23 protein-coding genes and 2 pseudogenes are annotated in these 24,876 nt (G+C 66.7%); 15 read left to right on the top strand and 10 right to left on the bottom strand.

Going from position 1 to position 24,876, the window contains the following annotated elements; translation table 11 throughout:
- Position 1: 1 nt before the first annotated feature.
- Genes NLF94_RS07425 through cofD form a run of 3 tightly spaced genes read right to left on the bottom strand, consistent with a single transcriptional unit; the run spans position 2 to position 2,593 of the window.
- Positions 2–835, bottom strand: coding sequence for a triphosphoribosyl-dephospho-CoA synthase (locus NLF94_RS07425; RefSeq protein ID WP_254840831.1), 834 nt, complete (start codon positions 833–835; stop codon positions 2–4).
- Complete coding sequence (locus NLF94_RS07420; RefSeq protein WP_254840830.1) at positions 828–1,586, bottom strand: tRNA-dihydrouridine synthase; 759 nt, start codon at positions 1,584–1,586, stop codon at positions 828–830. Before NLF94_RS07420 ends, NLF94_RS07425 begins: the two co-directional genes overlap by 8 nt.
- 2 nt (positions 1,587–1,588) lie before the next feature.
- The gene (gene cofD, locus NLF94_RS07415; RefSeq protein ID WP_254840829.1) at positions 1,589–2,593 is read right to left on the bottom strand and encodes a 2-phospho-L-lactate transferase; all 1,005 of its coding nucleotides are present in this window, start codon (positions 2,591–2,593) and stop codon (positions 1,589–1,591) included.
- 167 nt (positions 2,594–2,760) lie between these two features.
- On the opposite strand from cofD, the gene NLF94_RS07410 reads away from it, so the two are divergent.
- Positions 2,761–3,354, top strand: coding sequence for a twin-arginine translocation signal domain-containing protein (locus tag NLF94_RS07410; RefSeq protein WP_254840828.1), 594 nt, complete (start codon positions 2,761–2,763; stop codon positions 3,352–3,354).
- A 6-nt stretch (positions 3,355–3,360) separates the two neighbouring features.
- On the opposite strand, the gene NLF94_RS07405 is transcribed toward NLF94_RS07410, so the two are convergent.
- Positions 3,361–4,674 (bottom strand): DUF6498-containing protein, encoded by a 1,314-nt coding sequence (locus tag NLF94_RS07405; protein ID WP_254840827.1) that lies wholly within the window; start codon positions 4,672–4,674, stop codon positions 3,361–3,363.
- Positions 4,675–4,819: 145 nt separating this feature from the next.
- Between NLF94_RS07405 and NLF94_RS07400 the strand changes: the two genes are divergently transcribed.
- The 5 genes from NLF94_RS07400 (at position 4,820) to NLF94_RS07380 (ending at position 10,530) form a co-directional block, all read left to right on the top strand.
- Positions 4,820–5,971 (top strand): HD domain-containing protein, encoded by a 1,152-nt coding sequence (locus tag NLF94_RS07400; protein WP_254840826.1) that lies wholly within the window; start codon positions 4,820–4,822, stop codon positions 5,969–5,971.
- Positions 5,972–6,111: 140 nt separating this feature from the next.
- The gene (locus NLF94_RS07395; RefSeq protein WP_254840825.1) at positions 6,112–7,509 is read left to right on the top strand and encodes a PAS domain S-box protein; all 1,398 of its coding nucleotides are present in this window, start codon (positions 6,112–6,114) and stop codon (positions 7,507–7,509) included.
- A 98-nt stretch (positions 7,510–7,607) separates the two neighbouring features.
- Positions 7,608–8,825, top strand: coding sequence for an HD domain-containing protein (locus NLF94_RS07390; protein WP_254840824.1), 1,218 nt, complete (start codon positions 7,608–7,610; stop codon positions 8,823–8,825).
- Between the two features lie 120 nt (positions 8,826–8,945).
- On the top strand, positions 8,946–9,962 hold the full coding sequence (locus NLF94_RS07385; protein WP_254840823.1) for an amidohydrolase family protein: 1,017 nt from the start codon (positions 8,946–8,948) through the stop codon (positions 9,960–9,962).
- Between the two features lie 64 nt (positions 9,963–10,026).
- Positions 10,027–10,530 carry a universal stress protein gene (locus NLF94_RS07380; RefSeq protein WP_254840822.1) on the top strand — a complete coding sequence of 168 codons (504 nt, stop codon included), beginning with the start codon at positions 10,027–10,029 and terminating at the stop codon, positions 10,528–10,530.
- On the opposite strand, the gene NLF94_RS07375 is transcribed toward NLF94_RS07380, so the two are convergent.
- The 3 genes from NLF94_RS07375 to NLF94_RS07365 all read right to left on the bottom strand — a co-directional run bounded on the left by NLF94_RS07375 (position 10,531) and on the right by NLF94_RS07365 (position 13,322).
- A complete protein-coding gene (locus tag NLF94_RS07375) occupies positions 10,531–11,463 on the bottom strand; it encodes a biotin--[acetyl-CoA-carboxylase] ligase (RefSeq protein WP_254840821.1) in 933 nt (310 codons plus the stop codon). It lies immediately after the preceding gene.
- Positions 11,464–11,587: 124 nt separating this feature from the next.
- Positions 11,588–12,736 (bottom strand): thiolase family protein, encoded by a 1,149-nt coding sequence (locus NLF94_RS07370; protein ID WP_254840820.1) that lies wholly within the window; start codon positions 12,734–12,736, stop codon positions 11,588–11,590.
- 139 nt (positions 12,737–12,875) lie between these two features.
- A complete protein-coding gene (locus NLF94_RS07365) occupies positions 12,876–13,322 on the bottom strand; it encodes an Ig-like domain-containing protein (RefSeq protein WP_254840819.1) in 447 nt (148 codons plus the stop codon).
- A 130-nt stretch (positions 13,323–13,452) separates the two neighbouring features.
- On the opposite strand from NLF94_RS07365, the gene NLF94_RS07360 reads away from it, so the two are divergent.
- Entirely contained in the window at positions 13,453–14,109 is a 657-nt protein-coding gene (locus NLF94_RS07360) for a hypothetical protein (protein ID WP_254840818.1), read from the top strand.
- 55 nt (positions 14,110–14,164) lie between these two features.
- Here the strand turns inward: NLF94_RS07360 and NLF94_RS07355 are convergent, their stop codons facing one another.
- Positions 14,165–15,022, bottom strand: a complete 858-nt coding sequence (locus NLF94_RS07355) for a DUF6920 family protein (protein WP_254840817.1) — start codon at positions 15,020–15,022, stop codon at positions 14,165–14,167.
- 129 nt (positions 15,023–15,151) lie between these two features.
- Between NLF94_RS07355 and NLF94_RS07350 the strand changes: the two genes are divergently transcribed.
- The 4 genes from NLF94_RS07350 (at position 15,152) to NLF94_RS07335 (ending at position 18,977) form a co-directional block, all read left to right on the top strand.
- Positions 15,152–16,453, top strand: coding sequence for an MFS transporter (locus tag NLF94_RS07350; protein ID WP_254840816.1), 1,302 nt, complete (start codon positions 15,152–15,154; stop codon positions 16,451–16,453).
- Positions 16,450–17,325, top strand: coding sequence for a polymer-forming cytoskeletal protein (locus tag NLF94_RS07345; RefSeq protein ID WP_254840815.1), 876 nt, complete (start codon positions 16,450–16,452; stop codon positions 17,323–17,325). Before NLF94_RS07350 ends, NLF94_RS07345 begins: the two co-directional genes overlap by 4 nt.
- Positions 17,326–17,432: 107 nt before the next feature.
- Positions 17,433–18,527 carry a bactofilin family protein gene (locus NLF94_RS07340; protein ID WP_254840814.1) on the top strand — a complete coding sequence of 365 codons (1,095 nt, stop codon included), beginning with the start codon at positions 17,433–17,435 and terminating at the stop codon, positions 18,525–18,527.
- Between the two features lie 51 nt (positions 18,528–18,578).
- Positions 18,579–18,977 (top strand): spore germination protein GerW family protein, encoded by a 399-nt coding sequence (locus tag NLF94_RS07335; protein ID WP_254840813.1) that lies wholly within the window; start codon positions 18,579–18,581, stop codon positions 18,975–18,977.
- A gap of 211 nt (positions 18,978–19,188) precedes the next feature.
- Here the strand turns inward: NLF94_RS07335 and NLF94_RS07330 are convergent, their stop codons facing one another.
- Positions 19,189–19,971 carry a helix-turn-helix transcriptional regulator gene (locus NLF94_RS07330; protein ID WP_254840812.1) on the bottom strand — a complete coding sequence of 261 codons (783 nt, stop codon included), beginning with the start codon at positions 19,969–19,971 and terminating at the stop codon, positions 19,189–19,191.
- Positions 19,972–20,210: 239 nt separating this feature from the next.
- Here NLF94_RS07330 and NLF94_RS07325 point away from each other — a divergent pair, with 239 nt between their 5' ends.
- Together NLF94_RS07325 and NLF94_RS20930 are read left to right on the top strand one after the other, a co-directional pair.
- Positions 20,211–21,038, top strand: a complete 828-nt coding sequence (locus NLF94_RS07325; protein ID WP_254840811.1) for a hypothetical protein — start codon at positions 20,211–20,213, stop codon at positions 21,036–21,038.
- 583 nt (positions 21,039–21,621) lie between these two features.
- Positions 21,622–21,993 (top strand): annotated as a pseudogene (locus tag NLF94_RS20930) (transposase); the annotation flags it as partial.
- A gap of 24 nt (positions 21,994–22,017) precedes the next feature.
- Here the strand turns inward: NLF94_RS20930 and NLF94_RS07320 are convergent.
- Positions 22,018–22,842, bottom strand: coding sequence for a transposase (locus NLF94_RS07320; RefSeq protein WP_254840810.1), 825 nt, complete (start codon positions 22,840–22,842; stop codon positions 22,018–22,020).
- A gap of 76 nt (positions 22,843–22,918) precedes the next feature.
- Here NLF94_RS07320 and NLF94_RS07315 point away from each other — a divergent pair.
- Positions 22,919–24,145, top strand: a pseudogene (locus NLF94_RS07315) (transposase); the annotation flags it as partial.
- 316 nt (positions 24,146–24,461) lie between these two features.
- The gene (locus NLF94_RS07310; protein WP_254840808.1) at positions 24,462–24,635 is read left to right on the top strand and encodes a DUF7838 family putative zinc beta-ribbon protein; all 174 of its coding nucleotides are present in this window, start codon (positions 24,462–24,464) and stop codon (positions 24,633–24,635) included.
- The last annotated feature ends 241 nt before the right edge of the window (positions 24,636–24,876 follow it).

Here is a 24,876-nt window from a genome sequence, read left to right as displayed (position 1 = left end):
ATTACACCTCCAGCCCCCGCTGGAGGGCGACGAACAGCGCCGCCGCCGTCAGGTCCGCGGTCGTTCCGGGGTTGATGTCGCGGGCGACGAACTCCTCGGCCAGCGCCTCGGCGTCCTCCTCGCCGTCCAGCACCGCCCGCGCCCGCCGGGTCGCCTCGGCGGCCGCCTCGGGACCGTTCCGCGTGACGACGAAGGTGTCCTCCTCGTCGGCCAGCAGTCGCAGGAAGACCCGCGAGGCGCGACGGTAGACCGGTCCCTCGTCGGCCAGGAGCCACTCGGCGGCCTCGAAGCTCCGGGCTAACCCGTTCGTCCACTCGGCGGCGACGCCGTCCCGGTCGGCCGACAGTTCCATCACGTCGTACAGCGTCGTCCCCCGCGCCTCGAGCGCGTCGGTGGCGTCGCTTCCCCGGCGGACGTCGAGGGCGTCGAGGTCATCGGGCGGGGCCTCGACCGCCACGTCGACGTGGTCGAAGGCCCGGTAGAAATCGCAGGCGTCCTCGACGGTCGTCGCCTCGACGAGTTCGGTGACCCCCTCCGGCGAGAGGCGGTCGGTCCCGGCGGCCGCCACCAGCGGCGTCAGCAGCAACAGCGCGCCGAACTGGGTGTTGCCGCCGGACTGCTGGCTCATGCCGGCGACGGCGCGCTCGAAGGCCCGACCGACGGGTGCGCCCTCGGCGGCCAGCCGGAGCCCCGAAAGCGCGCCGACCGCGCCCGCGGCGAAGTGTTCGAACCGCAACCCCTCGTAGTCGCGGTGCCGGTCGACGTTGCCCGGTTTCGGCGTGCCGGTCACCTCCAAGAGCAGGGCCAACTGCCCGTTCTCGGCGGCGTCACGCATCCGTGACCGCCTCCTCCCGGGCGAACCACTCCGAGACCGCCCGCTCGACCCGGTCGAGGACCGCCGGGTCGTCGGAGGGGCGGCCGACCGAGACGGCGTCGGCGCCGAACTCGAGGTACTCGACGGCCGTCTCGCGGTCCCGGACGCCGTTGTTGGCGACGACGAAGGCGCCGGGCGCGGCCTCGACGACCTCGCCGACGACGCCCTCGCTGTCCATGGCGTCGACGTGGAGGGCGTCGGCCCCCGCCGAATCGAGGCGACCGGCCAGCGCCGGCAGGTCGACACCGTCGACCTCGGTGCGGACCTTGACGCTGACGGCCGCACCGCTCTCGGCGGCCGCCTCGACCTGCTCGCAGAGCCGCTCCGGTTCCCGGAGGAGGCGCTGGCCCGCGCCGGCCGCACACATTTCGTCCTGCCGGCAGTGTGCGTTGATCTCCAGCACCGCACCGCGGGCCGCACAGACGGCCCCGACCTCGGAGATGGGCGGAAGCGTCCGGCTCCGGACGTTGACCGCCGGCCGGACGTCGACCGACTCCAGGGCCGCGAACTGGGCGTCGACGAAGGCGACGGGGTCGGGCGGCAGGAACTCCTCGCGGTCGCGGGCGACCATCTCGCGGGCCGCGTTCCGGGTTGCTCCGTCGATTGCGATGCCGCCGAGGAAGGCACACCCGACGTACGGCGCGGCGCGCGTGGCCCACTCCGCGCCGGCTTCGCCGGACAGCGACGCTACCGCGAGTCGCGGGGCGAACATCCTCACGGCACCTCCGCACCGGCCCGAACGAGGGCCTCCCGGACCGCCCGACAGACGCGACGCCCGTCCTCGCGGCGCCCCAGTTCGGTGTCGGTCCGGACGACCGGTCGGTCGAGGTCGGTGCCGTCGGCCGCATCGAGGACGAACGCGTCCGCGAAGGGGTACGACGCGGCGACGCCGGCCGTCGAGGCCTCGCGGTCGGTCGCCGCCATCAGCTTCGCGGCCGGCCCGGAGAAGACGCGGTCCTCGACGAACGGCGAGACGGCGACGACCGTCGTCGTCTCGAGGGCGTCCCGAAAGGCGTCCATCCCGAGCATCGGCCCGAGGCTCGTGACGGGGTTGGAGGGCCCGATCACGACCGGCTCTTCCAGCGCGGTCAGCACCGCGTCGGTCGGACTCGCGCGCTCGACGCCGCGGAACTCGACGCCCTCAATGGCGGGTTCGGCGCGGCGGTGGACCCAGAACGCCTGGAAGTGCATCGGCCCCTCGTCGGTGTGGACGATGGTCGCCACGGGGTCGTCGCTCATCGGCAGGACGGGCCGCTCGACGCCGAGGGCGTCGGCCAGCGTCCGGGTCGCCTCGGTCAGCGTCTGGCCCTCGTCGAGCAGCCCCGTCCGGGTGACGTGGACGGCGCGGTCGCGGTCGCCCAGTTCCATGAACTCCGCCACGCCCGAGAAGCGCCGCCAGCGGGCGATGTCGCGGCCCGCGGTCTGGGCGTCGTCTGGCAGATAGCGCGGTCCCGATTCGAGATCGGCGGCGTCGGCCAGCGCGTGGACGGCGTCGTGCGTCTCCGTCGTGTCCCCCTCGATGCCCCACCACCGCTCGCGGTCCAGCCGGTCGGCCTCGGAGAACAGCACCGTATCGACGTCTGGAGAGACGAACAGCCCGCCCATCTCGACGTCGTCGCCGGTGTTGCAGACGACGGGCGTCTCCGCCGGGGCGAAGACCGACTCCCCCCCGTAGAGGAGCTTCGGCGTCCCCGTCCCGCCGGCGAGGAACGTGACCATGGACGGGGTTTCGCGCCGACGGGTTTGAATCTGACGAGGGGGACGCCGACACCGGGCACCCGTCCGGGGGAGCCCCGGCAGGGCTATCCTGTCACCTGGATATACATGTCATTCGTCGAACGTACCAGAACCCACTTACTCCGATCGGTCGCCGTACACGTCGACGCATGAACACGAACCTGCAGCCCTCGGCCGACGAGAGCACGGGTCCAAGCCGCTCGCGTCGAAGCGTGATCAAGGGATCGCTGGGAGTCGCGGCCGCGACGGTCGGACTACCGGCGCTGGGCGGCGTCGCCTCGGCGCACTTCCCGACACAACTGGACATCGGGATTCAGCCGGCGAACGCAGAGACCTTCATCGACCTGCAGCGACACGAGACCGTGCCGGTCGCCGTCTATCCGACGACCTTCCTGGACGGCGACGGCGAACGGACGACGTTCGACCCGACCGAGCGGGCGGTCCGTTACCGGTTCGGCTCCCGCCACGCCCTGGCCGACGGCGCCGGCGCCCGTCCCCTCGAGGACGGCGAGGTGACCGAGGTCGACGACGGCCACGGGGAACAGCGGGAGGCCCTCCGCCTGGAGTTCCCGGTTGGGGAGGCTGGATTCGACGGCCACGAGGAGACCGGCTGGCTCTACTGGGAACGGGACGACTCCGGCGAACACGGTTATTCGGGTGTCGGACCGCTCAGGCTCTACGGCGCGGAACCGACCGATTCGGACATCCTCGAACTCTTCGAGCGACTACTGTTTCGGACCTGACGGCCGCTACGTGCCCTCGGAGAGGCCGAGACAGTCGAGTACTGCCTCGGCGTCACGTACGTGGCGGAGCGTCAGCGGAACGTCCCGATCGGCGATATCGCCGGTCTCGACCTCCTCCGGGTCCGGGACGAACAGCTTCGTCTCCGGCGGTTCGGGCGGGTCGATCACCTCGAAATCGAGCGTCTCGGTTCCGAGGCGGGTGTCGATCCGGTCGTGTCCGACGGTTACGTCGGTCACTGCGTCGGTCGCCATTTTCGCCTGCGGCTCCCCGAGGAGCCGATCGAACGCGACGAGCCGATCGGTATAACAGTGGTACTCGACCGTCCCGTAGCGGAGATACCGCGTCACCGACCGGACGCCACCCAGCAGGACGGCCAGGCCCACGGCGGCGAGAACGATGCCGCGGTTACCGGCGATGAGACCGATGCCGACGAGCAAAGCCACCATCGCCGTCGGGGCGCCGTTCCAGCAGACGTATCGCAGACCCGCACGGAGGGCGTCGGCGACTGCGGCCGATCGATCCGCCGAGAAGCGCGCGCTCGGCGAGGTGGTCGGCGTGGGGACCGGCTCCGGCTCGATTTCCGTCGCCCGACTGCCGTACAGTTTCGCGGTCCAGCTTCGGCGTTCGGGGTCCCGGTCGATCCGAAGCGCCCGAACGTCGTATCCCAGTTTGGCCACCGCGATCCCGACGACGGCAGTGCGCGGATCGACGAGCGGTCCGCCACCGATCCCCGATTCGAGACCCAGAAAGACGACGAAGAGCACACCCAGGACCAGGAGATACCTGAACGGCGTCAGGAGGATCGACCGGGCCGAGTGGTCCCGGTAGCCACCGTCCCGGAAGAACCGACCCAAGACTGTTATCGAACGTCCGACGAACACGGCGCCGCCGCCGAGCAGGAACGACGACGCGACCGACCGCGTGATAGTCGGCCGGGTGAGCGCGACGAGAACGAACCCGATGCCGACGACCAGCGGCGCGATTACGACCGCGGCGAGAAACGTGGGCACGTTCCGCAGATACACGGGCGGGAGGGGTCCGGGGAGCGCGCTCGCACCGCGCTTCGTCTGCAGCGGGCCGACCAGTTCGAACCGTCGTCGGTCGCCGGCTACCGCTCGCCTGAGGTAGTTGTTCGGGCGCTTTCGGGCGAACAGCGTCTGCACGGCGGCCCACAGACAGATAGCAGCGAGCTCCGCGAGATACACCAGCAGGACGACTGCCGGCTGCCACCCGGCAGCGACGACGCCGACGACCGGAACGAGGTTGGTAGCGACGACGGCGACTACCCCACCTCGCAGAACGGACACAGGGAGGGGCACGCCGAACCATCGGCCCAGACGGCTATTAAATCGAACTACTCGTCCCGGTGGTCGCGTCGAGAGAGTGGATCGTCGCGGTGGACCGAGCGGCTACCGGCGGGCCGGAGCCCGGGCCGTTTTTCCCGTCGACCGCCGAAGCGCCGGCATGAACGCGATCAAGGACTCCGTCCACGACTGGATACCGCTGGGGCCGGTCGCCGCCGACCTGGTGGACACGCCGGCGCTCCAGCGACTCCGGCACATCAAGCAGCTCTCGACGGTCCGGCTGGTCTACCCCTCCGCTTCCCACACCCGCTTCGAGCACTCGCTTGGCGTCTATCACCTGGCCCGCGAGGCGCTGCGGTTCCTCGGGGTCGACGGCGACCGCGCCGACCACGTCCGGGCGGCCGCACTCCTGCACGACGTCGGTCACGGCCCCTACGGCCACCAGACCGAGGACGTCATCCGGAGACGGACCGGCCGCGACCACGACGAGATCGGGCAGTTGCTCCACGAGACGGAGCTGGCCGGTGTCCTCGAATCGCACGGACTCGACCCCGACCGCGTCGCCGACCTCGTGGCCGGCGAGGGCGAACTCGGCCAACTCGTCTCCGGCGAACTCGACGTCGACCGCATGGACTACCTCGTCCGGGATGCCCACCACACCGGCGTCCCCTACGGCACCATCGACCACGGCCGCCTGCTGCGAGCGCTGCGGTACCGGGACGGCCGGCTCGTGCTGGCGGAGGGCAACGTCCCGACCGCCGAGTCGCTGCTGCTGGCGCGGGCGCTGATGGACGGGACGGTCTACCGCCACCACGTCTCCCGCATCGCGGGGTCGATGCTGGAGCGGGCCTGCGAGCGACTGCTCGACGGCGACGTTTCCGTCGAGCGGTTCCGCCGGATGGCCGACCACGACCTGCTGGTCGCGCTCGACGAGTCGGTGCCGGCCCTCGGCGAGCGCCTCGAGCGCCGCGACCTCTACAAGCGGGCGGTGTGGGCCGACCTCGGTCGCGTTCCCGAGGCGGTGACCCGGATGGACCGCGACGACGAGCGGGCGGCGGCCCGCGAGATCGCCGACGCCGCCGGGGTCGCCCGCCAGTCGGTGCTGGTCGACATCCCGCCGCGGCCGGCGCTGAAGGAGTCCCGGACCCGGGTCGTCGTCGACGACGTCGTCCAGCGCCTCGAGGGAGCCTCCGAACTGGTCGCGGCCCTCCGGCGGGCCCGGCGCGCCCAGTGGTGCCTGGGCGTCTACTGTCCCGAATCGGCGCTGGAAGCGGTCGAGACGGCCGCCGAGGACGTTCTGGGCGTTGCCTGACGCTGTCGGGGGTCGCGTGCCGGCGGCGGAGGCGTATCAATCACCCGTCCGCCGAGCCGTTCGACCCGAACGGACCGGAGGAGGTGGCACGCTCTGTGTCCAACGTGTCCGCTTAAGCGGCCCGAAGACGTAGCACCGGCATGGGGGAGGAGTTGTACCGCGGGATAGTCGAGGAATCGCCAGACATAGCTACGATCATCGACGCCGAGGGGACGATTACCTACATGAGTCCGTCGGTCCGACGGACGCTCGGCTACGAGCCCGAGGAACTCGTCGGCGAGGACGGATTCGAACTCCAGCATCCGGACCACCGGGAGAACGTCGCCGATGCGATAGCGGAAGTCACGACGAACCCCGAGGAGACGACGATAGTCGAAACACGGTTTCGTCGCGCCGACGGTTCGTGGTGCTGGATCGAGTCGACGCTGAAGAACCGGCTCGACGACGAGGACATCGGCGGAATCCTCGTGAGCAGTCGCGACATCTCCGAACGGAAGCGACAGGAACGGCGATACCAGGAGGTCGCCAGGGAGTACGAGACGCTCCTCGAGACCGTCGAGGACGGTATCTTCTTCCTCGACGTCGAGTCCTCCGAGGCGGGCCACACCTTCCGGTTCGAGCGCGTAAACAGGGCCTACGAGGAACAGACCGGCATCGATGCCGAGGACATGGAGGGGAGAACCCCGGTCGAGGTGTTCGGCGAGGACCTCGGGGGAGAACTGCAATCGAACTATCACCGGTGCGCCGTGGCCCGCGAGCCGATCACCTACCAGGAGGAGGTCCCCGTCGAGACGGGCGCGCGGTTCTGGCAGACGAACCTCGCACCGGTCCTCACGGACGGGGAGGTGACCCGAATCGTCGGCATCACGCGGAACGTCACCGAGCGCGTCGAGCGGGAACGACGGCTCGAAAACCAGACGGAACGGCTCGAGGAGTTCGCAAGCGTCGTCTCCCACGACCTGCGGAGCCCGCTCACCGTCGCGCAGGGACGGACGGAGCTTCTGGCCGAGGAGTACGACAGCGAGCACCTGCCAGCCATCAGGCAGTCCCTCGACCGGATGGCGGAGATCATCTCGGACACGCTCACCCTCGCCAGACAGGGCGAGGTCGTCGCGGACACCGAGCCGATAGCGCTCGTCAACATCGTCGGGTCGTGCTGGAAGGGCGTGTCGACGGACGAGGCGACCATCGAAATCGAGGACGAGGTCACCATCCACGGCGACCGGAGCCGGCTCCAGAACGTCTTCGAGAACCTCTTTCGGAACGCCGTCGAACACGGCGGACCCGACGTGACCGTCCGCGTCGGACGCATCGGCGACCGGGGCATCTACGTCGAGGACACCGGACCGGGAATCCCGGAGGGCGACAGGGAGACGGTCTTCGAACCCGGCCACTCGTCGGCGGAGGACGGCACCGGGTTCGGGCTGACGATAGTCAGGCGAATCGCGGAGGCGCACGGCTGGAACGTCGAAATCGTCGACGGGGAAGACGGCGGCGCACGCTTCGAGTTCACCGGCGTCGATATCGCCAGGGAGTGAACGGAGGCTCCGGGTCGGCGCCGGGACCTCCGACCGGCCGCCCTCGGTCCGGGGATTCCGGCGACGGTTTTTATTCGAGGCCGCCGAACGCGGGGGCAATGGCGACCATAAAGGACAGCGTTCACGACCACATCGCGGTCGAGGGGGTCGCCGAGGACCTGCTCGACACCCCGGCGGTCCAGCGACTCCGGCGCATCAAGCAACTCGGCACCGCCGAACTCGTCTACCCCAGCGCCAACCACACCCGCTTCGAGCACTCGCTGGGCGTCTACCACCTCGCGACGCGGGCCCTGGAGCATCTCGGCATCGGAGGCCAGCAGGCCGAGCGGGTCCGGGCCGCCGCCATCCTCCACGACATCGGTCACAGCCCGTTCAGCCACAACATCGAGGGGCTGGTCGCCCGCCGGACCGGCAGGATGCACGACGAGGTCGGCGACCTGCTGGAGAGCGGCGAGGTCGCACGCGCCCTGGCGCTGCACGACATCGACCCCGGCAGGGTCGCCGGCCTCGTCGCCGGCGAGGGCGAACTCGGCCAACTGGTCTCCGGCGAACTCGACGTCGACCGCATGGACTACCTGGTGCGGGACGCCCACCACACCGGCGTCCCCTACGGCACCATCGACACCGGACGGTTCGTCCGGGCGCTGCGGTTCGTGGGCGGCGACCTCGTGCTGGCGGAGGGCAACGTCCAGACCGCCGAGTCGCTGCTCTTGGCGCGCGGCCTGATGAACCCCGTCGTCTACAACCACCACGTCGCCCGCATCTCGAAGGCGATGCTGCGGCGGGCGACCGAGACGCTGCTGGAGGCGTCGGCGGCGACGGCCGAGGAGGTCCGCCGGATGGACGACCGCGATTTGACCGTCGCGCTCCGGGAGTGTGCGGCCACCGCCGAGTTCGCCCGCGCGCTGGACACCCGCGACCTCTACAAGCGGGCGGTGTGGGCCGAGTTGGCCGACGTGCCCGACGACATCGTCGACGCCGACCACGAGACGGTTCGGGAGTTCGAGCGCGACATCGCCGACCACGCCGGCGTCGACGCCGACGACGTCATCCTCGACGTCCCCTCCCGGCCGAAGATGCGCGAATCGACCAGCCGCGTCGTCGTCAACGGCGAGGTGCGGAAACTGGGCTCGCAGTCGACGCTCGTGAAGGCGCTGCGGCGGGCGGGCCGCGAGCAGTGGCGCCTCGGCGTCTACGCGCCCGACCCTCTCACAGATCGGGTCGGCGGCGCCGCCGAGAACGTCCTCGGACTCGACCTCGATGCGCTGGTCGTCGACGTCCAGCAGGGCATCAACACGACGCTGGACGAGTTTTGAGAGCCGTCTGAACCCGTTCGGTCGTCGTTCGGGCTCCGCCCGGGCCGTCGCAGGACCCGGAGCGGACCAGGCCGTGCTGGAAGGTAAACGCGTTTGGGGCCGGAGCGCCTCGGGACGGGCATGGAACTCACCGGTACCGTGCTGGCCGGCCCGGAGTACGAGCCGCTGGAGGGCCGCGTCGTCGTCGAGGACGGCGAGATAGCGGCCGTCGAGGAGACCGAAACCGAGTCGACCGACATCGTCTGTCCGGCGTTCGTCAACGCCCACACGCACGTCGGCGACTCCATCGCCAAGGAGGCGGGTCGCGGTCTCACGCTGGAGGAACTGGTCGGGCCCCCCGACGGCCTGAAGCACCGCCTGCTCCGGGAGACCAGCCGCGAGGAGAAGGTCGAAGCGATGGCCCGCTCTTTGTCGTTCATGGAGTCGGCCGGGACCGCCGCCTTCCTCGAGTTCCGCGAGGGCGGCGTCGAGGGCGTCGAGGCGCTGGACGACGCCGCCGCGGGGCTGGACGTCGAACCCGTCGTCTTCGGTCGGGAGACGGTCGACGTCCTCGAGGTTGCCGACGGGTTCGGCGCCAGCGGCGCCCACGACGACGACTTCACGGCCGAACGCGTCGCCGCGCGGGAGGCCGGCAAGCCGTTCGCCATCCACGCCGGGGAGGTCGGTCCCGACGACATCGACCCGGCGCTGGATCTGGACCCGGCGTTTCTCGTCCACATGGTCCACGCCGAGTCGATGCACCTCGACCGGGTCGCCGACAGCGACACGCCGGTCGTCGTCTGCCCGCGGTCGAACCTCGTCACCGGCGTCGGCCTGCCGCCCGTCGAGGCGCTCGCGGAGCGGACGACGGTCGCGCTGGGGACGGACAACGTCTTCCTCAACAGTCCCTCGATGTTCCGCGAGATGGAGTTCGCGGCGAAACTGTTCGACGTCGAGGCCCCCGAGGTGCTCCGGATGGCGACGGCGGCCGGCGCCGAGATAGCGGGGCTGGACTGCGGCGTCGTCGAACCCGGACGGCCGGCCCGACTGGTCGTGCTGGACGGCGACTCCGACAACCTGGCCGGCGTCCGGGACCCAGTCCGGGCCGTCGTTCGACGGGCCGGCGTCGACGACGTAAAACGGGTCCTGCTGCCGTAACCGCCGTGAACCGTCGAAAGGGGTTTGTAGGAGTACCGGCAACGTTTTCTGTGACGTGGTGACAATGTACAAGCGAATCCTCGTTCCGACGGACGGTTCGGCGGGCATGACCCGGGTGATCGACCACGCGTCGGACCTCGCGCGGGCCCACGGAGCCGAGTTGCACTTCCTCTACGTCGTCAACACGGCCAGTTTCGCCAACCTGCCGATGGAGACGTCCTGGGAGAGCGTCACGTCGATGCTCCGCGAGGAGGGCGAGACGGCGCTGGCGGCCGCCGAGGACCGGGCGGTCGTCGACGGGGTCGTCACCTCGATAACGGAGGGGCCCCCCAGCCGCGAAATCGTCGACTATGCCCGCGAGAACGACTGCGACCTCGTCGTCATGGGCACCCACGGGCGGGGCGGGCTCAACCGCCTCATCCTCGGCAGCGTCGCCGAGCGCGTCGTCCGCGCCTCGGAGGTGCCCGTCCTGACCGTCCGCGTCGGCGAGGACGGCCGCTCGCGGGAGGCACCCTCCGACGAACAGCCCACCACCGCCGACCCCTCGATTTCGGAGGCGCTGGAGTAATCAGACCGGCCGCAGGTGCTCGCAGTCGCCCGCTGACACGCGTTTCTCTCCCTCGTCCGTCTCGACGACCAGGCTTCCGGGAAACTCCACGTCGACGGCCGTCCCGACGACGTCACCGCCGGGCGTCTCGACGCGGACGCGCCGCCCGAGCGTCGAGGAGAGGTCCCGCCAGGCCGGCAGCACCGCCTCGGTGTCGGCGCGCAACTCGTCGAACCGCTCCAGCAGGCGACGGGTCAGCGCCGCCCGGTCGACGTCGCCGACCTGCTCGCGTATCGTCGTCGCGGTGTCGGGCACCGCCTCGCCGTCGACGTTGGCGTTGAGACCGATGCCGACGACCACCCACGAGACGCGGTCGGCCTCGCCCTCCATCTCGGTGAGGATGCCGGCGAGTTTCCGCTCGCCGTCGTCGTCGGCGACCAGGACGTCGTTGGGCCACTTGATTCCGGCGTCGACGCCGACCTCGCGGACGGCTTCGGTCGTGGCGACGGCGGCCGCGAGCGTGTATATCGGCACCTGTGCGGGCGGGAGGTCGGGCCGACAGACGATGCTGAGCCAGACGCCGCCCGACGGCGAGGCCCACGCGCGGTCGAGGCGGCCCTTCGCGCCGGTCTGCTCGTCGGCCAGCACGACGACGTCCTCGGCGCCCGCTCCGGCCAGTTCGCGGGCGCGGTCGTTCGTACTGCCGATCTCCTCGTGGTACTCGACGTCGAAGGGCGCCGCCAGGCCGAACTCGACGGCCGCGCCGCCGAACTCCGGGGTCCCCACCAGGACGTAGCCGTCCTCGCGGCTCTCTATCTCGAAGCCCGCCTCCCGCAGCGCCTCGACGTGCTTCCAGACGGCCGCCCTGGACACGTCGAGTTCCTCGGCGATGGCCGGGCCACCGACCGGTCCCTCGGCCAGCGCGTCGAGCACTCGCTTTCGTGTCTCCTGCATACCGAGCGGTTTCGCGGCCAGCGGCTTAAGCGGCCGCGGTTGCGGGACGGCCCGGAGGCCCCGTCGCTCGCGGCAGCGGCGGCCGACCGGCGGACGGACGGCGCGAAAAAGCGGTCGAGAGCCGTTACAGCCGCTCGACGATGGTTGCGATGCCCTGGCCGAAGCCGATGCACATCGTGCTGATGCCGTACCGGCCGTCGCACTCCTCGAGCTGGTAGGGGAGCTTGCCGACCAGCGCCGACCCGGTCGCGCCGAGCGGGTGGCCGTGGGCGATGGCGCCGCCCCAGACGTTGGTCTTCTCCCAGTCGGCGCCGGTCTCCTCGAGCCAGGCGGCGACGACCGCCGCGAACGCCTCGTTGACCTCGAAGCGGTCGATGTCGTCGACCGTCATGTCGTTCTGCTCGAGAATCTCGTTCGTTGCCGGGATGGGACCCTTCAGCATCGTCACGGGGTCGACGCCGACGACGTGGGTGTCGACGATGCGGGCCATCGGCTCCCAGCCGTGTTCCTCGGCGGCCTCCTCGCTTGCGACGAGCAGTCCGCCGGAGCCGTCGACGATGCCCGAGGAGTTGCCGGCGTGGTGGAAGCCGTTCTCCGGACTCCGGAACGACGGCGGTAGCTGCGAGAGCTTCTCGACGGTCGTTCCGGGACGGGGGTGTTCGTCCTCCTCGACGACGACGGCGTCGTCGTCGAGTTCGGTCTCGACGGGGACGACCTGGTCGTCGTACTTGCCGGCCTCGGCGGCCTCGCCCCACCGCGACTGTGACTCGGCGGCGAGTTCGTCGAGGTACTCACGGGAGAAGCCGTACTCCTCGGCGATGCGCTCTGCGCCCTCGCCCTGGGTCGTCAGCTCGTCGAAGTGCTCGAAGTAGGTGTCGGTGACGCTGTTGCCGTCCGACCCCATCGGGACGCGGGTCATGTGCTCGACGCCGCCGGCGATGATGACGTCGTGGTGGCCGGCCGCGATCTGTCCGGCGGCGAAGTTGACGGCCTGCTGGCCGGAGCCGCACATCCGGTTGAGCTGGACGCCCGGGACGCCGTCGCCCCAGCCGGCCACCATCGGGGCGAGCCGGCCGATGTTGAGCCCCTGCTCGTCGACCGGGGTGACACAGCCGTAGATGACGTCCTCGATGGTCTCGGGATCGAAGTCGTTCCGTTCGCGGAGCGCCTCCAGCGGTTCCGCGGCGAGGTCCTGCGGGTGCGTGTCGCTGAACGAACCGTCACGCTTGCCGAACGGCGTCCGAACGGCGTCGACGATAACTGGCGTACTCATGAGACGGCATAACAAATGTGAAGCCCGCCCTTGTGCGTTGCGGTCCGAACAAACGGTCCCTTCAAGTGCGGCCACCGCGTCGGCTGTCGAGGGTCGAACGGCCGACGCCGGCGTCGGGGCGACGCACCGTTCCCGGCGTCTACTCCGAACCCGTCGCTTCCCCGTCCGCCAGCGGTCCGGGGTCGGCGTCCTCGTCGAGACAGGCGACGGCGTGGGAGACGCGCCCGTCGGCCGCGACCGTCGTTCGCACCCGGTGGACGTCACACAGGTCCGTGTTCCAGTAGCTCCGGGACTGGCTCCGGTCGGACAGTGTCACCGCGAGCGTGTACTCGCCCGCCGGGAACTCGTCGCCGAACCCCCGTCCCTCGCCCGGCCGGAGCGTGAACGACTGCTCGAAGACGGTGCGCTCGTCGGCGTCGGTCATGACCGCCCGGACGTCGTAGGGCCGGTCGTGGTCGTTCTGGACGGTCAGTTCCAGACGGTATCGGCGGGTCGGCGTTTCCCCGGCGTCGAACGGCCCGAAACAGCCGGCGGTCCCGACCGCGAGCGTCGTCCCGACGCCGGCGAGTACGGATCGGCGGTCCATACCGTTCGTTGGACCCGGGCGTTAATCTACGTTACACCGTTCCATCTGGCTCGGAGCCCCCTCCGTCGAACGGCCGTCGCGCGCCGGAAGCGAGACAATACCTTTTCCGCCGGCATCCGAAGTCCCGTCCATGACCACCGACACGGACAGTCACGCAGCGTCCGGTATCCCCGGGCGCATCGGCAGATACGTCAATCACGACGCCGTCCTCGTCCGGTTCGTCTCAATTTGGGTCGTCGTCGCGACGCTGTTCACGGTCGCGTGGGTCGGCAGCTACCTCCTGCTCCCCCGGGGCGTACTGCGTGGCGGCAATCCGGTGGCTTCCATGGAGTACGTGGGCAGCGTTCCCCGGGAGTTCCTCACGCTTTTCGCCTGGAACGTGGGTGTCTCCATCGTCGCCATCGGCGCGAACACGCTCCGGTCGGTGAACACGCCGCTCGGATACGTGATGCTGGCCGTCCAGGCGCCGGGATACGGCGCGGTGTGGGGAACGGGGTCGCTGGCCGTCGGCACCGGCGCGCGCGTCGTCCCGTCGCTCGCCGTTCTGGTCGAGCGGAGCGGGCCCCTCGAGATAACGGCGATGGTCGCCGTCGTCGTCGCCACCCGCGGTGTCATGCTCTGGCACCAGCGTGCCGGGCCGCGCTGGCGCGAGGAGTTCGAACGGGTGCGGTCGCCGCGGGACTGGTCGCTGAAGCGCAGCGAGTGGGCGCTGCTCGTCGGCGGCTACCTGCTGTTGGCGGTGGCTAACTACCGTGAGGCGCTCGCAATCGCGGCAATCGCGGGCTGAGGCCCCGGGGTCGGGACCCGCTCGCTCCGGCGCACCATCACAACCGCGACTACCGTCAGGCGAACCCGTACTCGACGTCAGTTATCCTGCCGCGCCAGTACGGAACCTCGCCGTCGGCCGTCTCCCAGCCCACCTCGGCCTCGGTGGGGATCACCAGCCCGTCGCGCTCGGCGTAGGCGGCGTAGCGGCCGACCCAGGGGGCGACCCCGTCCGTGTCCTGGCGGTACCGGTCGGCGGTGAGACGCCTGACGTACCCCTCCTCGTCGACGTGGAAGGTAGCCGAGGCGGTCACGTCGCCGTCCTCGATGCTCGCCCGGGCGGTCCGGTCGTCGATGCCCTCCCAGGCGGCGCCACCGGCGGGAAGCAGCGCCGTTGGGAACCACGGCGCCTCCGAGAGGTACCGCTGGAGTTCCGCCTCGTTCGTCCGGGGGTCGGGACCCGCACTTGCGACCGGGAGGGCACCCAGGACGTTCGCACGGAGCAGTCCCTTGCCGTCGAGGTAGGCATCCACGACCCGCACGGGGACGTGCGAGCGGAGTTCGACCTCGGCGTCCCAGACGTAGCCGGGCGGCGAGACGGTGTAGGTCTGCGTCGCGGTGAAGGGGTGCCAGGCAGCGTCGGCGCCGCCGAGTCGGAAGGTGCCCTCCTGTTGGAGCCGGACCGTCTCGACGTGCGGCTGGCCCGCCGACAGGACGGTCTCGAAGTACCGTCGGACCGGCGGCGGCGGCAGGTCGGCGACGTCGGCCGAGTCGTACGGTTCGGCGTCGACGGTGCGACGGCTCGCCCGAAGGCGGGACCGGTAGGCGTCGATTCGCTTCGACACCCGGCGCCGGCGGACGCCGACGGCGGCGGCCGTCACGGTTCCGGCGGCCGCCAGCGCTGCCATCGACTGCGCCCGGCTCCATCTGCCCATACCTCCCCGTAGTCGCCGGCAGGACAAAGGGGTGTCCCGGGAACGGGGGCGCTGGACGACCCCGGAACGTGGGAGCCGGGTCGCCGTTTTATTGTCGTCCGGCGTGACCCACGAACGGGAACGAAAGCGATGCATCTTCTCACGTATCTCCGCGAGGGCCGGTGGACGACGGCGTCCGGCTACCTGCTCTTCGTCGCGCTGATGGTCGCCGGCTACTACTACAACCTCACGTTCGTCCAGCTGGGGCTCATCGACCTGGGGACGCGACTGGTCGGCCTGTCGGAGACGGCCGTCTCGGGGTGGATGGCCGCGCTCGCGCTGTGTACGCTCGTGGTCGCCGTCGCTACGGGCGTGACGATGGACCGCCGCGGGTGGAGCAGGGACCTCCGCACGAAACTCCGCCTGCTGTTGGGCGTCGTCTGCGTCCAGTTCGCCCTGACCGTCGTCGCGCCCCACGTTCGGACGCCGGCGGCCTTCGGCGCGTGGATCGTCGCCTCGTCGGTCGGTCTCGGCGTCGGCTTTCCCGTCTCCTTCTCGCTGGCGGTCGAACTCGTGCCGGCGCCGGACCGCGGCTACGTCGCCGCTGCGATTACGGCCGTCGCGTACTTCGCCGCGAACGCGATTCCGCTGTCGTGGTCCGTCGGCGTGTTCAGTCGGGTGATGATCGTTGCGATGGTGCCGGGACTCGCCGTCCTCGCGGTGCTGTCCGCCGGCCGCGTCGACCGCGTCGAGACCGCCCTCTCGGAACTCGACGCCCAGCGGCGGGCGTTCGGCACCGGCCGGTTCTGCCATCCGGACCCCGTTCGAACCCGGAGTCTCGCATTCGCCGTCCCGGTCGTCCTGATGTTCGGCGTGTTCTTCGTCGACAGCCTCGGCTTCCTGCGCATCATCGACACGCCGGCGCTGCTGCTCAGTTCCTGGCAGTCACCGGCGCTGTCGACGCGACTCGCCATCGCCGTCGCCCACGTCGTCGGCGCTGTCGCGGCCGGCGTGATCTACGTCAACTACCCGCTGAACCGGATCTTCCTGTGGACCTTCGTGCTGTTCGCCCTGACGCACGTCCTCTACACGTCGGACCTGCGTATCGCGGCCGCGTTCCCGGCGCTCGTGCAGGGACCGTCCTCGCCGCTCAACCCCATCACGTACGCGGTGGCCGTGAGCTTCTACACGACGCTCAACTTCGCCCTCTGGCCCGACCTCTCGACGCCGGAGACCATCGGGACCCACGCGGCCGTCGGCGTCGGCGTCGCCGGGTGGCTCGCGACGTTCTCCAGCACCGCACTGGCGCTGTACTTCCAGGCGACCGAACTGACGCTGCTGTCGCATCTGAACGTCGTCCAGGCGCTCTCGCTGCTGTTGCTGTTCGGTCTCGGCGTCGGTCTCTACGTCCGCCGGATGGCCCGACTGCGACGGGAGGGAGCCGCCGCGTGAGCCCGACGGAAGCCATCCCGCTTTTGATCATCGTGTTGCTCCTCGTCTCGGTCGGCGGCGGCGACGTCGACCGGATGTCGGTGACGTTCCAGGGCGATCACAGTCTCGGGGAACTCGAAGACGTCCACGTCGTCGCCGGCGGCACGGCCAGCGTTCCCGCCGAGGCGACGACCGCGGGCGACCTCTACGTCATCGGCGGGACCGCACGGATCGAAGGGGAACTGGACGGCGACGTGACTATCCTCGCGGGGAACCTCACGATAGCCGACGGGGCGACGGTTACCGGCACGGTACAGCGGATCGCCGGCAACGCCTCGGTCGCCGAGGGCGCGACGGTCGGCGACGTGTCGGCGTTCGAGCCGGTCCCGGAACCCTCGCCCGCCCGCCGACTCGGTGGGTCCCTGGTACAGTTCCTCGTGGTCGGGGGGGCCGGCTGGTGGATCGCGGGCCGGCGACCGGAACTGCTGGAAACCGTCGGCGCCGCCGTCACCGACTACGCGCTGGTCAGCGGCGTCGTCGGGGCGCTGGCGGCCGCCACGTCGCTCGTCCTGTTCGTCTACATGGCGTTCACCATCGTCCTGATCCCGCTCAGCGTCCTCGGTCTCCTCGCCGAGGCACTGGTCGTCCTCTACGGACAGGTCGTCTTCGGTTATCTGCTGGGTACCCGGCTGCCGGTCGACCGCCCCGAGGTCGCAACGGTCGCGGGGATCGGTGTCTTCCTGGTCGCCGTCGAGATTCTCGGGGCGATTCCCTACGTCGGTGCCGCCGTCCAGTTGGGACTGATAGCCGTCGGGTTCGGTGCGACCGTGAACACGTACTTCGGACTTCGGCGGTTCGAGCCGGTGACGATTCCCGGACCCGGAGACCCCTGACGGTGCCCATCGGTCCGCCGGAGTCCGCCCTCACCGGCCGGTCGGTGATTCCCAGCGGGTGAGAAGCGCCGTGCGGCGTTATCCCTGCCAGAGACGTTCTGTCGGATATGAGAGACAGGTTCCTCCAGGGGAGTCTCGTGCTCCTCGTAACCCTGCTCGTGGTCCTGGCGGCGATGCCCGGACTGGCGGCCGCGGAGACGCGCACCGGCGGCTCCGTGGTCGTCGCCGAGGGCGAAACCGTCGACGGTCTCGAGACGTTCGCGGGGTCGGTCGTCGTCCGCGGGACGGTCGAGGGCGACCTCTCGGCGTTCGCCGGCGACGTCACGGTCGCCGAAACCGGCCGCGTGACCGGCGACGTCGCCAGTGCCGCCGGGAGTATCCGGATCGCGGGCGCCGTCGACGGCGACGTGAGCGGAGCCGCCGGCGATGTCACTGTCGCCGAGACCGCCACCGTCGGCGGTAATCTCGATGCCGGCGCCGGCACCCTCCGCATCGACGGGACAGTCGACGGCGACGTCACCGTCGGTGCGGAACGGATAGTACTCGGCCCGACTGCGAGCGTCGGAGGCGACCTCACCTACGACGGTCGGCTCGAAGGACCACGGAGTGCCGTCGCCGGCACCGTCGAGCGCGACTCGTCGCTGGGCGGTCCGGGCGTCTTCGAGCCGGTCGATCCGGGTGTTTCGGAGTGGGTCTTCGGCGTCTACGGCTTCCTCGTGAACCTCGCACTGGGCGCGATACTGCTCGCGGCGTTCCCGGGGTTCTCGCGGCGGGTCGCCGACAGCGCCATCGAGACGCCGGTCCAGGCGGGCGCGCTCGGTCTCGGGCTGGTGGTCGCCGTCCCGATCCTGCTGGTGTTGGTCGCGCTGACGATCGTTGGAATCCCCCTGACTCTCGTCGGGTCGGTGCTGTTCGCCGTACTCGTCTGGGTCGGGGCGGTCTACGGCCGCATCGCCGTCGGCACCTGGCTGACCTCCTACACGACCGTCGAGAACCGCTGGGTCGCGCTGCTCGTCGGGTTTCTGGTCGTCGGCGTCGCCGTCCGGGTTCCCTGGGTCGGCTGGATTCCCGAACTGCTCGTGTTCCTGCTTGGGTTCGGCGCGCTCGCGCTCGCCCTGAACGAGCGGCGTCGTCGCAGTCGCCGGACGGCCGAGGAGGGCGCTCCGGCCACGGATACCGACTCCGATACCACCGCAGCCTGACCGCCGTATTGATTCGACACGATATCACCCGAACTGACGTCACCACGAACGATGACCGACACCGACACCACGACGGACGCACACGAGACCGGTGCCGAGACTCGACGGAATGCGGCCGAACTCGCCCGGAACACGATCGAAGAACTCCAGCACAGCGCACACGCCGACCGCGTGTACGGCGACCCCATCGAGGTCGACGGCAAGACGGTCGTCCCGGTCGCCCGGATCGTCTACGGTTTCGGCGGCGGGTTCGGCAGCGGCGCCGCCGACGAGGGAGAGACCGGGAGCGGCGGAGGCGGCGGAGGCGGCGCCCGGGCCACCCCCGTCGGTGTCCTCGAGGTGACGCCCGAGACGACCCGGTTCATCCGGTTCTCGCGCGGGTGGCGCCTCGCGGCGTTGGTACTCGCGGCCGGGGTCGGCTACCTCCTCGGACGACTCACCTGGGAGTAAACTACCCGAGTCGGCGCCGCGTCGCGTCGGATTCCCGGCCGGAAGAACGGGACGACGGCCGACGACGATCGAACAGTAGGCCGAAGCGCGAACGTCCGACGACATGCGTACCAGTTTCAACACCACAACTTCGGAGGATGGATTCGATGCGTGCCTTCTATTCAGAAGAGTTGAGCCTGAATCGAGGATTGGCAACTGATTTCCCGCTTATTTAGACGCGGCCTCGGAGGAAGACTAGATCAGCGTCCTGTTTCGCGCGTTCATACTGGTCTGTCGCCCAGTCAAGTGCATCTGTGGTGTCATTCATGAGGATTCCACGCACGCCTTGATCCGTGAAGACGATGATACCTGCTTCGGCTGAATCGACGATCCAGAGCCCGAAACTGAACGGGATCGACGCAGTATGCAGACTCACGTTCTCGTCATCCAGCAGTTCATCCGTGAGTATTGGAAACGCGGCACGGGTACGCTCGAACACCTCTGGTGGGATGAGCAGTTCGAGCGAGTAGTTCTCACCACGACTCACGCACTCGTAGAAGTCTTCGGCAAAGCCAGTTACGACAACCGGTGTCGCAACGGTAACATCGTGCCCGCCTTCGACACTGTCGAGCAGTGTTTGCATGACTGCATCCGGCATCGATGGGTCGCTCTCGTGGACATCAGCTCCGATAACGAATGTACAGTCGACTGGACTCCCGGAAGAGAGTTCGTTGAGCAGTGGTGCCGCGTCAGTAAGATTCTCCAAGCGTTCGAGATACGCTTTTCGTGTCCGGTAGCTGTATCGTCCGAGGGGTGTAGGTTTCCACACCCCGTTTTCGTACGTCGCGAGGTCAGCATCGGCGAGTTCACGGAGTGCGCGGTCAAGTGTTGACCGTGACCCACCCAGCTCATCTTCAAGATTACACTTCGGGCTTGGTTGATCGATGAGAACGCGGAGGTACGAGTGACGCTTGACGAGAACGGAATCAAGGCAGTCATCGGGTGGGAGGGGCACGGGAGGAGGTAACAGACGGAATGGCCTTAAACTTCTCGCATCTATTTAACAATTTAACCAACGTCTCTCTACCCGGGAAAAACTCACATCGTGGGGGTTGGGATCAACTCGTGAGAGGAGGGGTTATGGACTGGAGTGGGATCGCAACCGATGTGGAGGGGGTCCCTGTCCCATAATGAATTCATTAGTCGGTGAGATGAATACAATAGCCGAGTGTATGCCAGGTGTGGTGTATCTACATGCCAGACGATAACCACGAGGTCGAACGTTACCAAGACGAACTGAGCAAGCAAGTAGATGATGGAGATGGGTGTGCTGAGATGTGGGAAGCACTCTCTGGTGAACGTGAATCTGGAGGGTCTTCTGTTAGGAGGCGGAGTTTCCTTGCTACGATCGGGATGGCGAGCCTTCTGCCAACAGGTGTCGTGGCAGGAAAAGAGGAGACTCCAAAAGTCAAGGAGTTAGGGAGAGATGAAGCAAAGAAAGTGGTCTCTCGAATGCGTTCAACTCAAGAGGCAAAGGCACTCATAGACCATTTCAAAGAGAAGGGCTATTCCCCAAACTACAAAAAGGCGAATGTTACACAGATCAACTTAGATAGTACAGATGCGTACGAAACGGTGGTACTTCCGTTCAAAATCACTGATGAAGATGTTTTAGAGGTTCGTCTCTTGTGGTCAAGTATTCGATCTGCCGCAAGAGGGTATTTAATCCGAGAATCGGGAGAATATGAACTAAATATCTATAGAATAGAAAATAATGGAATTACCACTCGTATACTGACTGACTCAGACCTGGAGATGGAGTCGACTCGGGGGGATCTCACAATCCAGCAATCATATAACTGTCCTCCCTATTGCCCAACTGCCCCGAGCGCGTTCTATTGCAGCGGCAGCGTGAATTGGGACTGTGTAGCAAATGTAGGGGGCTCAGCCGGAATCACATGCTACGCCTGCTATGTAGAACCTTCGAGATTAACTTGTATCCCTTGTATAGCAGGTATCGTTCTTCAAGGGTATAATTTCGTAGATGATTGCTGTGACGGCACTTGGGAACCAGTGTATTAAATAAACCTCGAGTACAGATAAACCGGCGTGATATATTCCATAACGGCTTTGCTCTCGTAGGTACTCAATTATCATAACAACAATGCAGCGATACACGACACACAAAAAAATCGCAGCATACGTTCTCATCCCAATCTTGATAGCATATACCGTATATTTCGTCTGGAATTTTAGTGAACTCGCTGAATCTGGCATTCTATCAATCATCGGCCCTGTCCTTGCCATAGTGATGGGTGCGTTTGGAGTATTAATGGTGCTTACAGGTCGATCAGCCAAGGAACTTCTCAGTAGGGGAAGTCAGAAAGAATAAGCGTTAAGCGCTGGTAAACCACTAGGCTGCATTGAGATTGTCCGTTAATTCGACTGTGTTTAATCTCAATAGTGCGTGGAATTTGCTGTGTTGCAGCTTTCTTGATCCAGCGGGGAACGTTATCGAGACAATAGGATTTCAACAGAGCCGAAATGCTCAGTCACAGACTACCCGTATGCCTTCGCCAAGCGCTCGAAGCATTGACTTTGATATCTCTGTCACAAGTATTGTATAAGTGATTCTGACGAATCTCGTTCTAAAGAGATTCCTCGTATGCGCTATCTGTGCGAAGCGTACCAGCTTGGGATCGTCATCCGGAACGATCTCCATGAGACCGACCTCGCCACCGCGTTCGAGAATATCGATCACTCGATTGATTCAGTCGAAGATAGGTATCCAGCGTGGCATCCTGCCCCGTTCTCCTTTCGCGCAATGGTCCTTTCGTTCATCTTCATGGAGATTACGGGGGATTCATACGCCGCTTTCACGCGACGACTCACACGACAACCCGAAGTCGCGACAGTCTTGGGATTCAACCGTGTCCCTGATGAATCGGCGTTTTCCCGAGCGTGGCGGAATCGATTCGACGACGCTGTCCAAGAATACGTGCAGACCGCGGCTCACTTCGTCGTCAAAGTGCTCTATTGAAAATGCGGTACGGGAGCGGGATCATAGCGTTTTGGCGAGCTTCTTGAGGTTGTTGAGCGCGAACAGGAGAACGATTTCACGGAACTGGCGGTACCAGAACCGCGAACGCAGGGCGGAGTCCTGCGTTCGCTTGACTGTCGAGTAGGACGTTTCTGCCATCCATCGCTGCGTGTAGCCCTTCGCTCGGATGAGCGCGTTATTCACAGTTGCCTTCGCTGTTGAACCGCGGTAGTGAACGAGGTACTCGATATCATGTGCGGCGATCTCGTACTCAGTGTGCCAGTCTTGGAAGCCGTTATCGGCGGCGACGGCCCGCAGGTCGTCCGCGTTCCGGCGGACGACCCGCGGGCCAGCCCTTGTATCGTGTTCCCGCTCGATACAGCAGTGCACATCCAGCACCGCCAACGCTTCTGTATCGGTTAGCGTCGTCGCTTTGATCGTCTTGACGCTTCGTCCCTGTCGCTGGAGGTAGTACTGTGAGGCTTGTTCTCGTTCAAAGAACGTGCTGTCCAGTGCGACGTGACCAGACTGCGGGTGTTGCTGCGCGGAAATGCGCAGCAACGCCCGCCAGACGTGCATCGCATACCGGTCGAAGGAGTGGTAGAACGTGGTTGGATCAGGCGGCGCGTCCGGGTGAATGCCGAGGCGGTCGCAGACCGCCGGCATGAGACTCAGCCGGTCTACGAGTTCGGCGTAGCTGTGTCCCTCTTCCTTGCGAATACAGTGAGCGACGATATGCGCCTCGCGGGCAAGCCCGCCGGAGTCGGGCTTGCCCGCTCGATTCCCCAACGCTTGTTTAGCCACACGTAGTGCTGTCTCAACGAGGTCGAGCAACGCGACGCCCATAATCGCCGTCTCGACCTCATTTCCTCAAACCGTTACGGAGTAATCACGTCGCCGTCTTCCATTTTCAATAGAGCACGTCAAAGAAGTCCACAATCTCGACATCCCTGCGCCTGAGGTTCAACCCAAAGCAGAGATCGTTGACGAGCCTCCAGTAGAGGAGGACTCAGCGAAGGATGAATCGTTCTCGCAGGATGAGATTGTCCAAACGACGCGACTCGCCCGTGATCACGCCTTCGGCCACTTCGACTCTGACCGGGCCGCGAACGCGTCCTACGCGGACACGCGGTTCTTCGAGTTGCAGACCTTCATGGGGATGGTTAGGTGCGGCACCGCACAAGGTGCTGCACGGTTCCAGTATCGGCGTGGCGAGGACTACGGCCCGCATGGCGATACCCACCTCCGTGCTGTCAAACAGTTCGCTCCCGAGGAACTCGTGGATGGATTCAATGAGACGACGGATCGCTTGCTCTGGGTCATCGCCTCCGAAGCGTCCTTCCGGTGGCCTGTTACTGCCGCCATCGACATCACGACGGGTCCCTACTACGGGGATGTTGCGGACATGCCGATGGTGAGCGGCACAAAAGACAGCGAGGGACGAGCGTTCAAGTTTGCGACCCTCTCGATCATCGGGCGGAACATCCCGCTCGTACTCGCAGTTGAGCCGGTGCGAGAGAGCTCGGCGTGGGACGAGAACCCACCGAATCAGATTCATCGTACTGTGCGGCGACTCGTTCGACGCGCGAAAGAACACGTCCCCATTGAGACAGTCCTCTGCGACCGCGAGTTCGAGTCCATGCGCGTGTTTCAGACCCTCTCGAATCTCGATGTGAACTACCTTATTCCGAAACGCATCACCAGTACTGAACGTAAGGTGATTGAGCAGATGGAAGAGGATGATCAAGAGGTGGCTGTTGAGTCGGCCTCCGTCCACGTCGAGGCGGGGTCACACCCGATGCGGTTTCTGTACGTCCCGTCGACCAGCGGCGAAGGAACGACGGTGTTCGCGACGAATCTCCGAGTTGAGCCAGATGACGCCGAGACATTCTGCCGACGGTATAGTCGCCGCTGGCAGATCGAGAACGAGTACAAGAGCATCAAGGGTGATTTCCTGGCGAAAAGGTCCTCAAAGGACTACCGTGTCCGGCTGTTCTACTTCGTGTTCGCCGTCCTCCTCTACAACATCTGGCGACTCACCGACTTCCTGCTGAAAGCAGGCGTCGATGGAGAGATGGACTACGTACCCGTGTTGACCGCGGGCGAATGTGTCGAAATCGTCGTCTCGGCGTTGATTCCGCCCGACTGACCAGCTGAACCCCCGCTGAGTTCGCTGCTCGAAAGTGACGACACTATCCAGTAACGCTAGAATTCACGCAATTTTGCACCTCTATCCGATAGTCACGGCCATAACAGTTCGATATCCTCCCTTGCCCGCCGAGAAAAACCACGAGTAGACGGTGGTCTAGAAATAGCCCATCCTCCGAATCTGTGCAACACCGGCGGCACAGTTCTGTATAGCGGCATACGATGTATCGTCCCGCGAACACCCCAGGAACCCGTCGCCGACGGACGCACGCCGGCAACCAGTAAACTACAACACCACCGCGGCACAACGCCCGAACATGAGCATGTCACTCCAGCGGGACTGCCCCGTCTGCGACGAATCGCGGGAGTTCTACCGGGCCGCCAGCATGAAGATCCAGCTCGGAACGAAGAAGAAGTGGCACTGCCCGGAGTGCGACTACGGGTTCGTCACCGTCGACGGCATCGACACCTCGGCGGCCGCCTCCGCGTAGCGCCCCCCGTTCGTGTACGTCGTTCCACACCGAAGGCCATCCTCCCGACCGCACGGTTCCCGACGCCTCGACCGTCGCTGTTGTTTCCGGTCCGGGTCGTCTCCTCGGACATTCGGAGTTCAATCCGGTCGTCGTGCTCTGTACGTCGTTCGGTGAGACGCCCCGGTCGCCGTTCTGGTGTAGCCCGAAGAACGCCTCGACGCGCTGGTCTCACTTTTCGGCGTGTCGGCGGCCCCCTGTC

The organism is Natronomonas marina (assembly GCF_024298905.1).
GTDB lineage: Archaea > Halobacteriota > Halobacteria > Halobacteriales > Haloarculaceae > Natronomonas > Natronomonas marina.
This window is presented reverse-complemented; position numbering and strand designations above follow the sequence as displayed.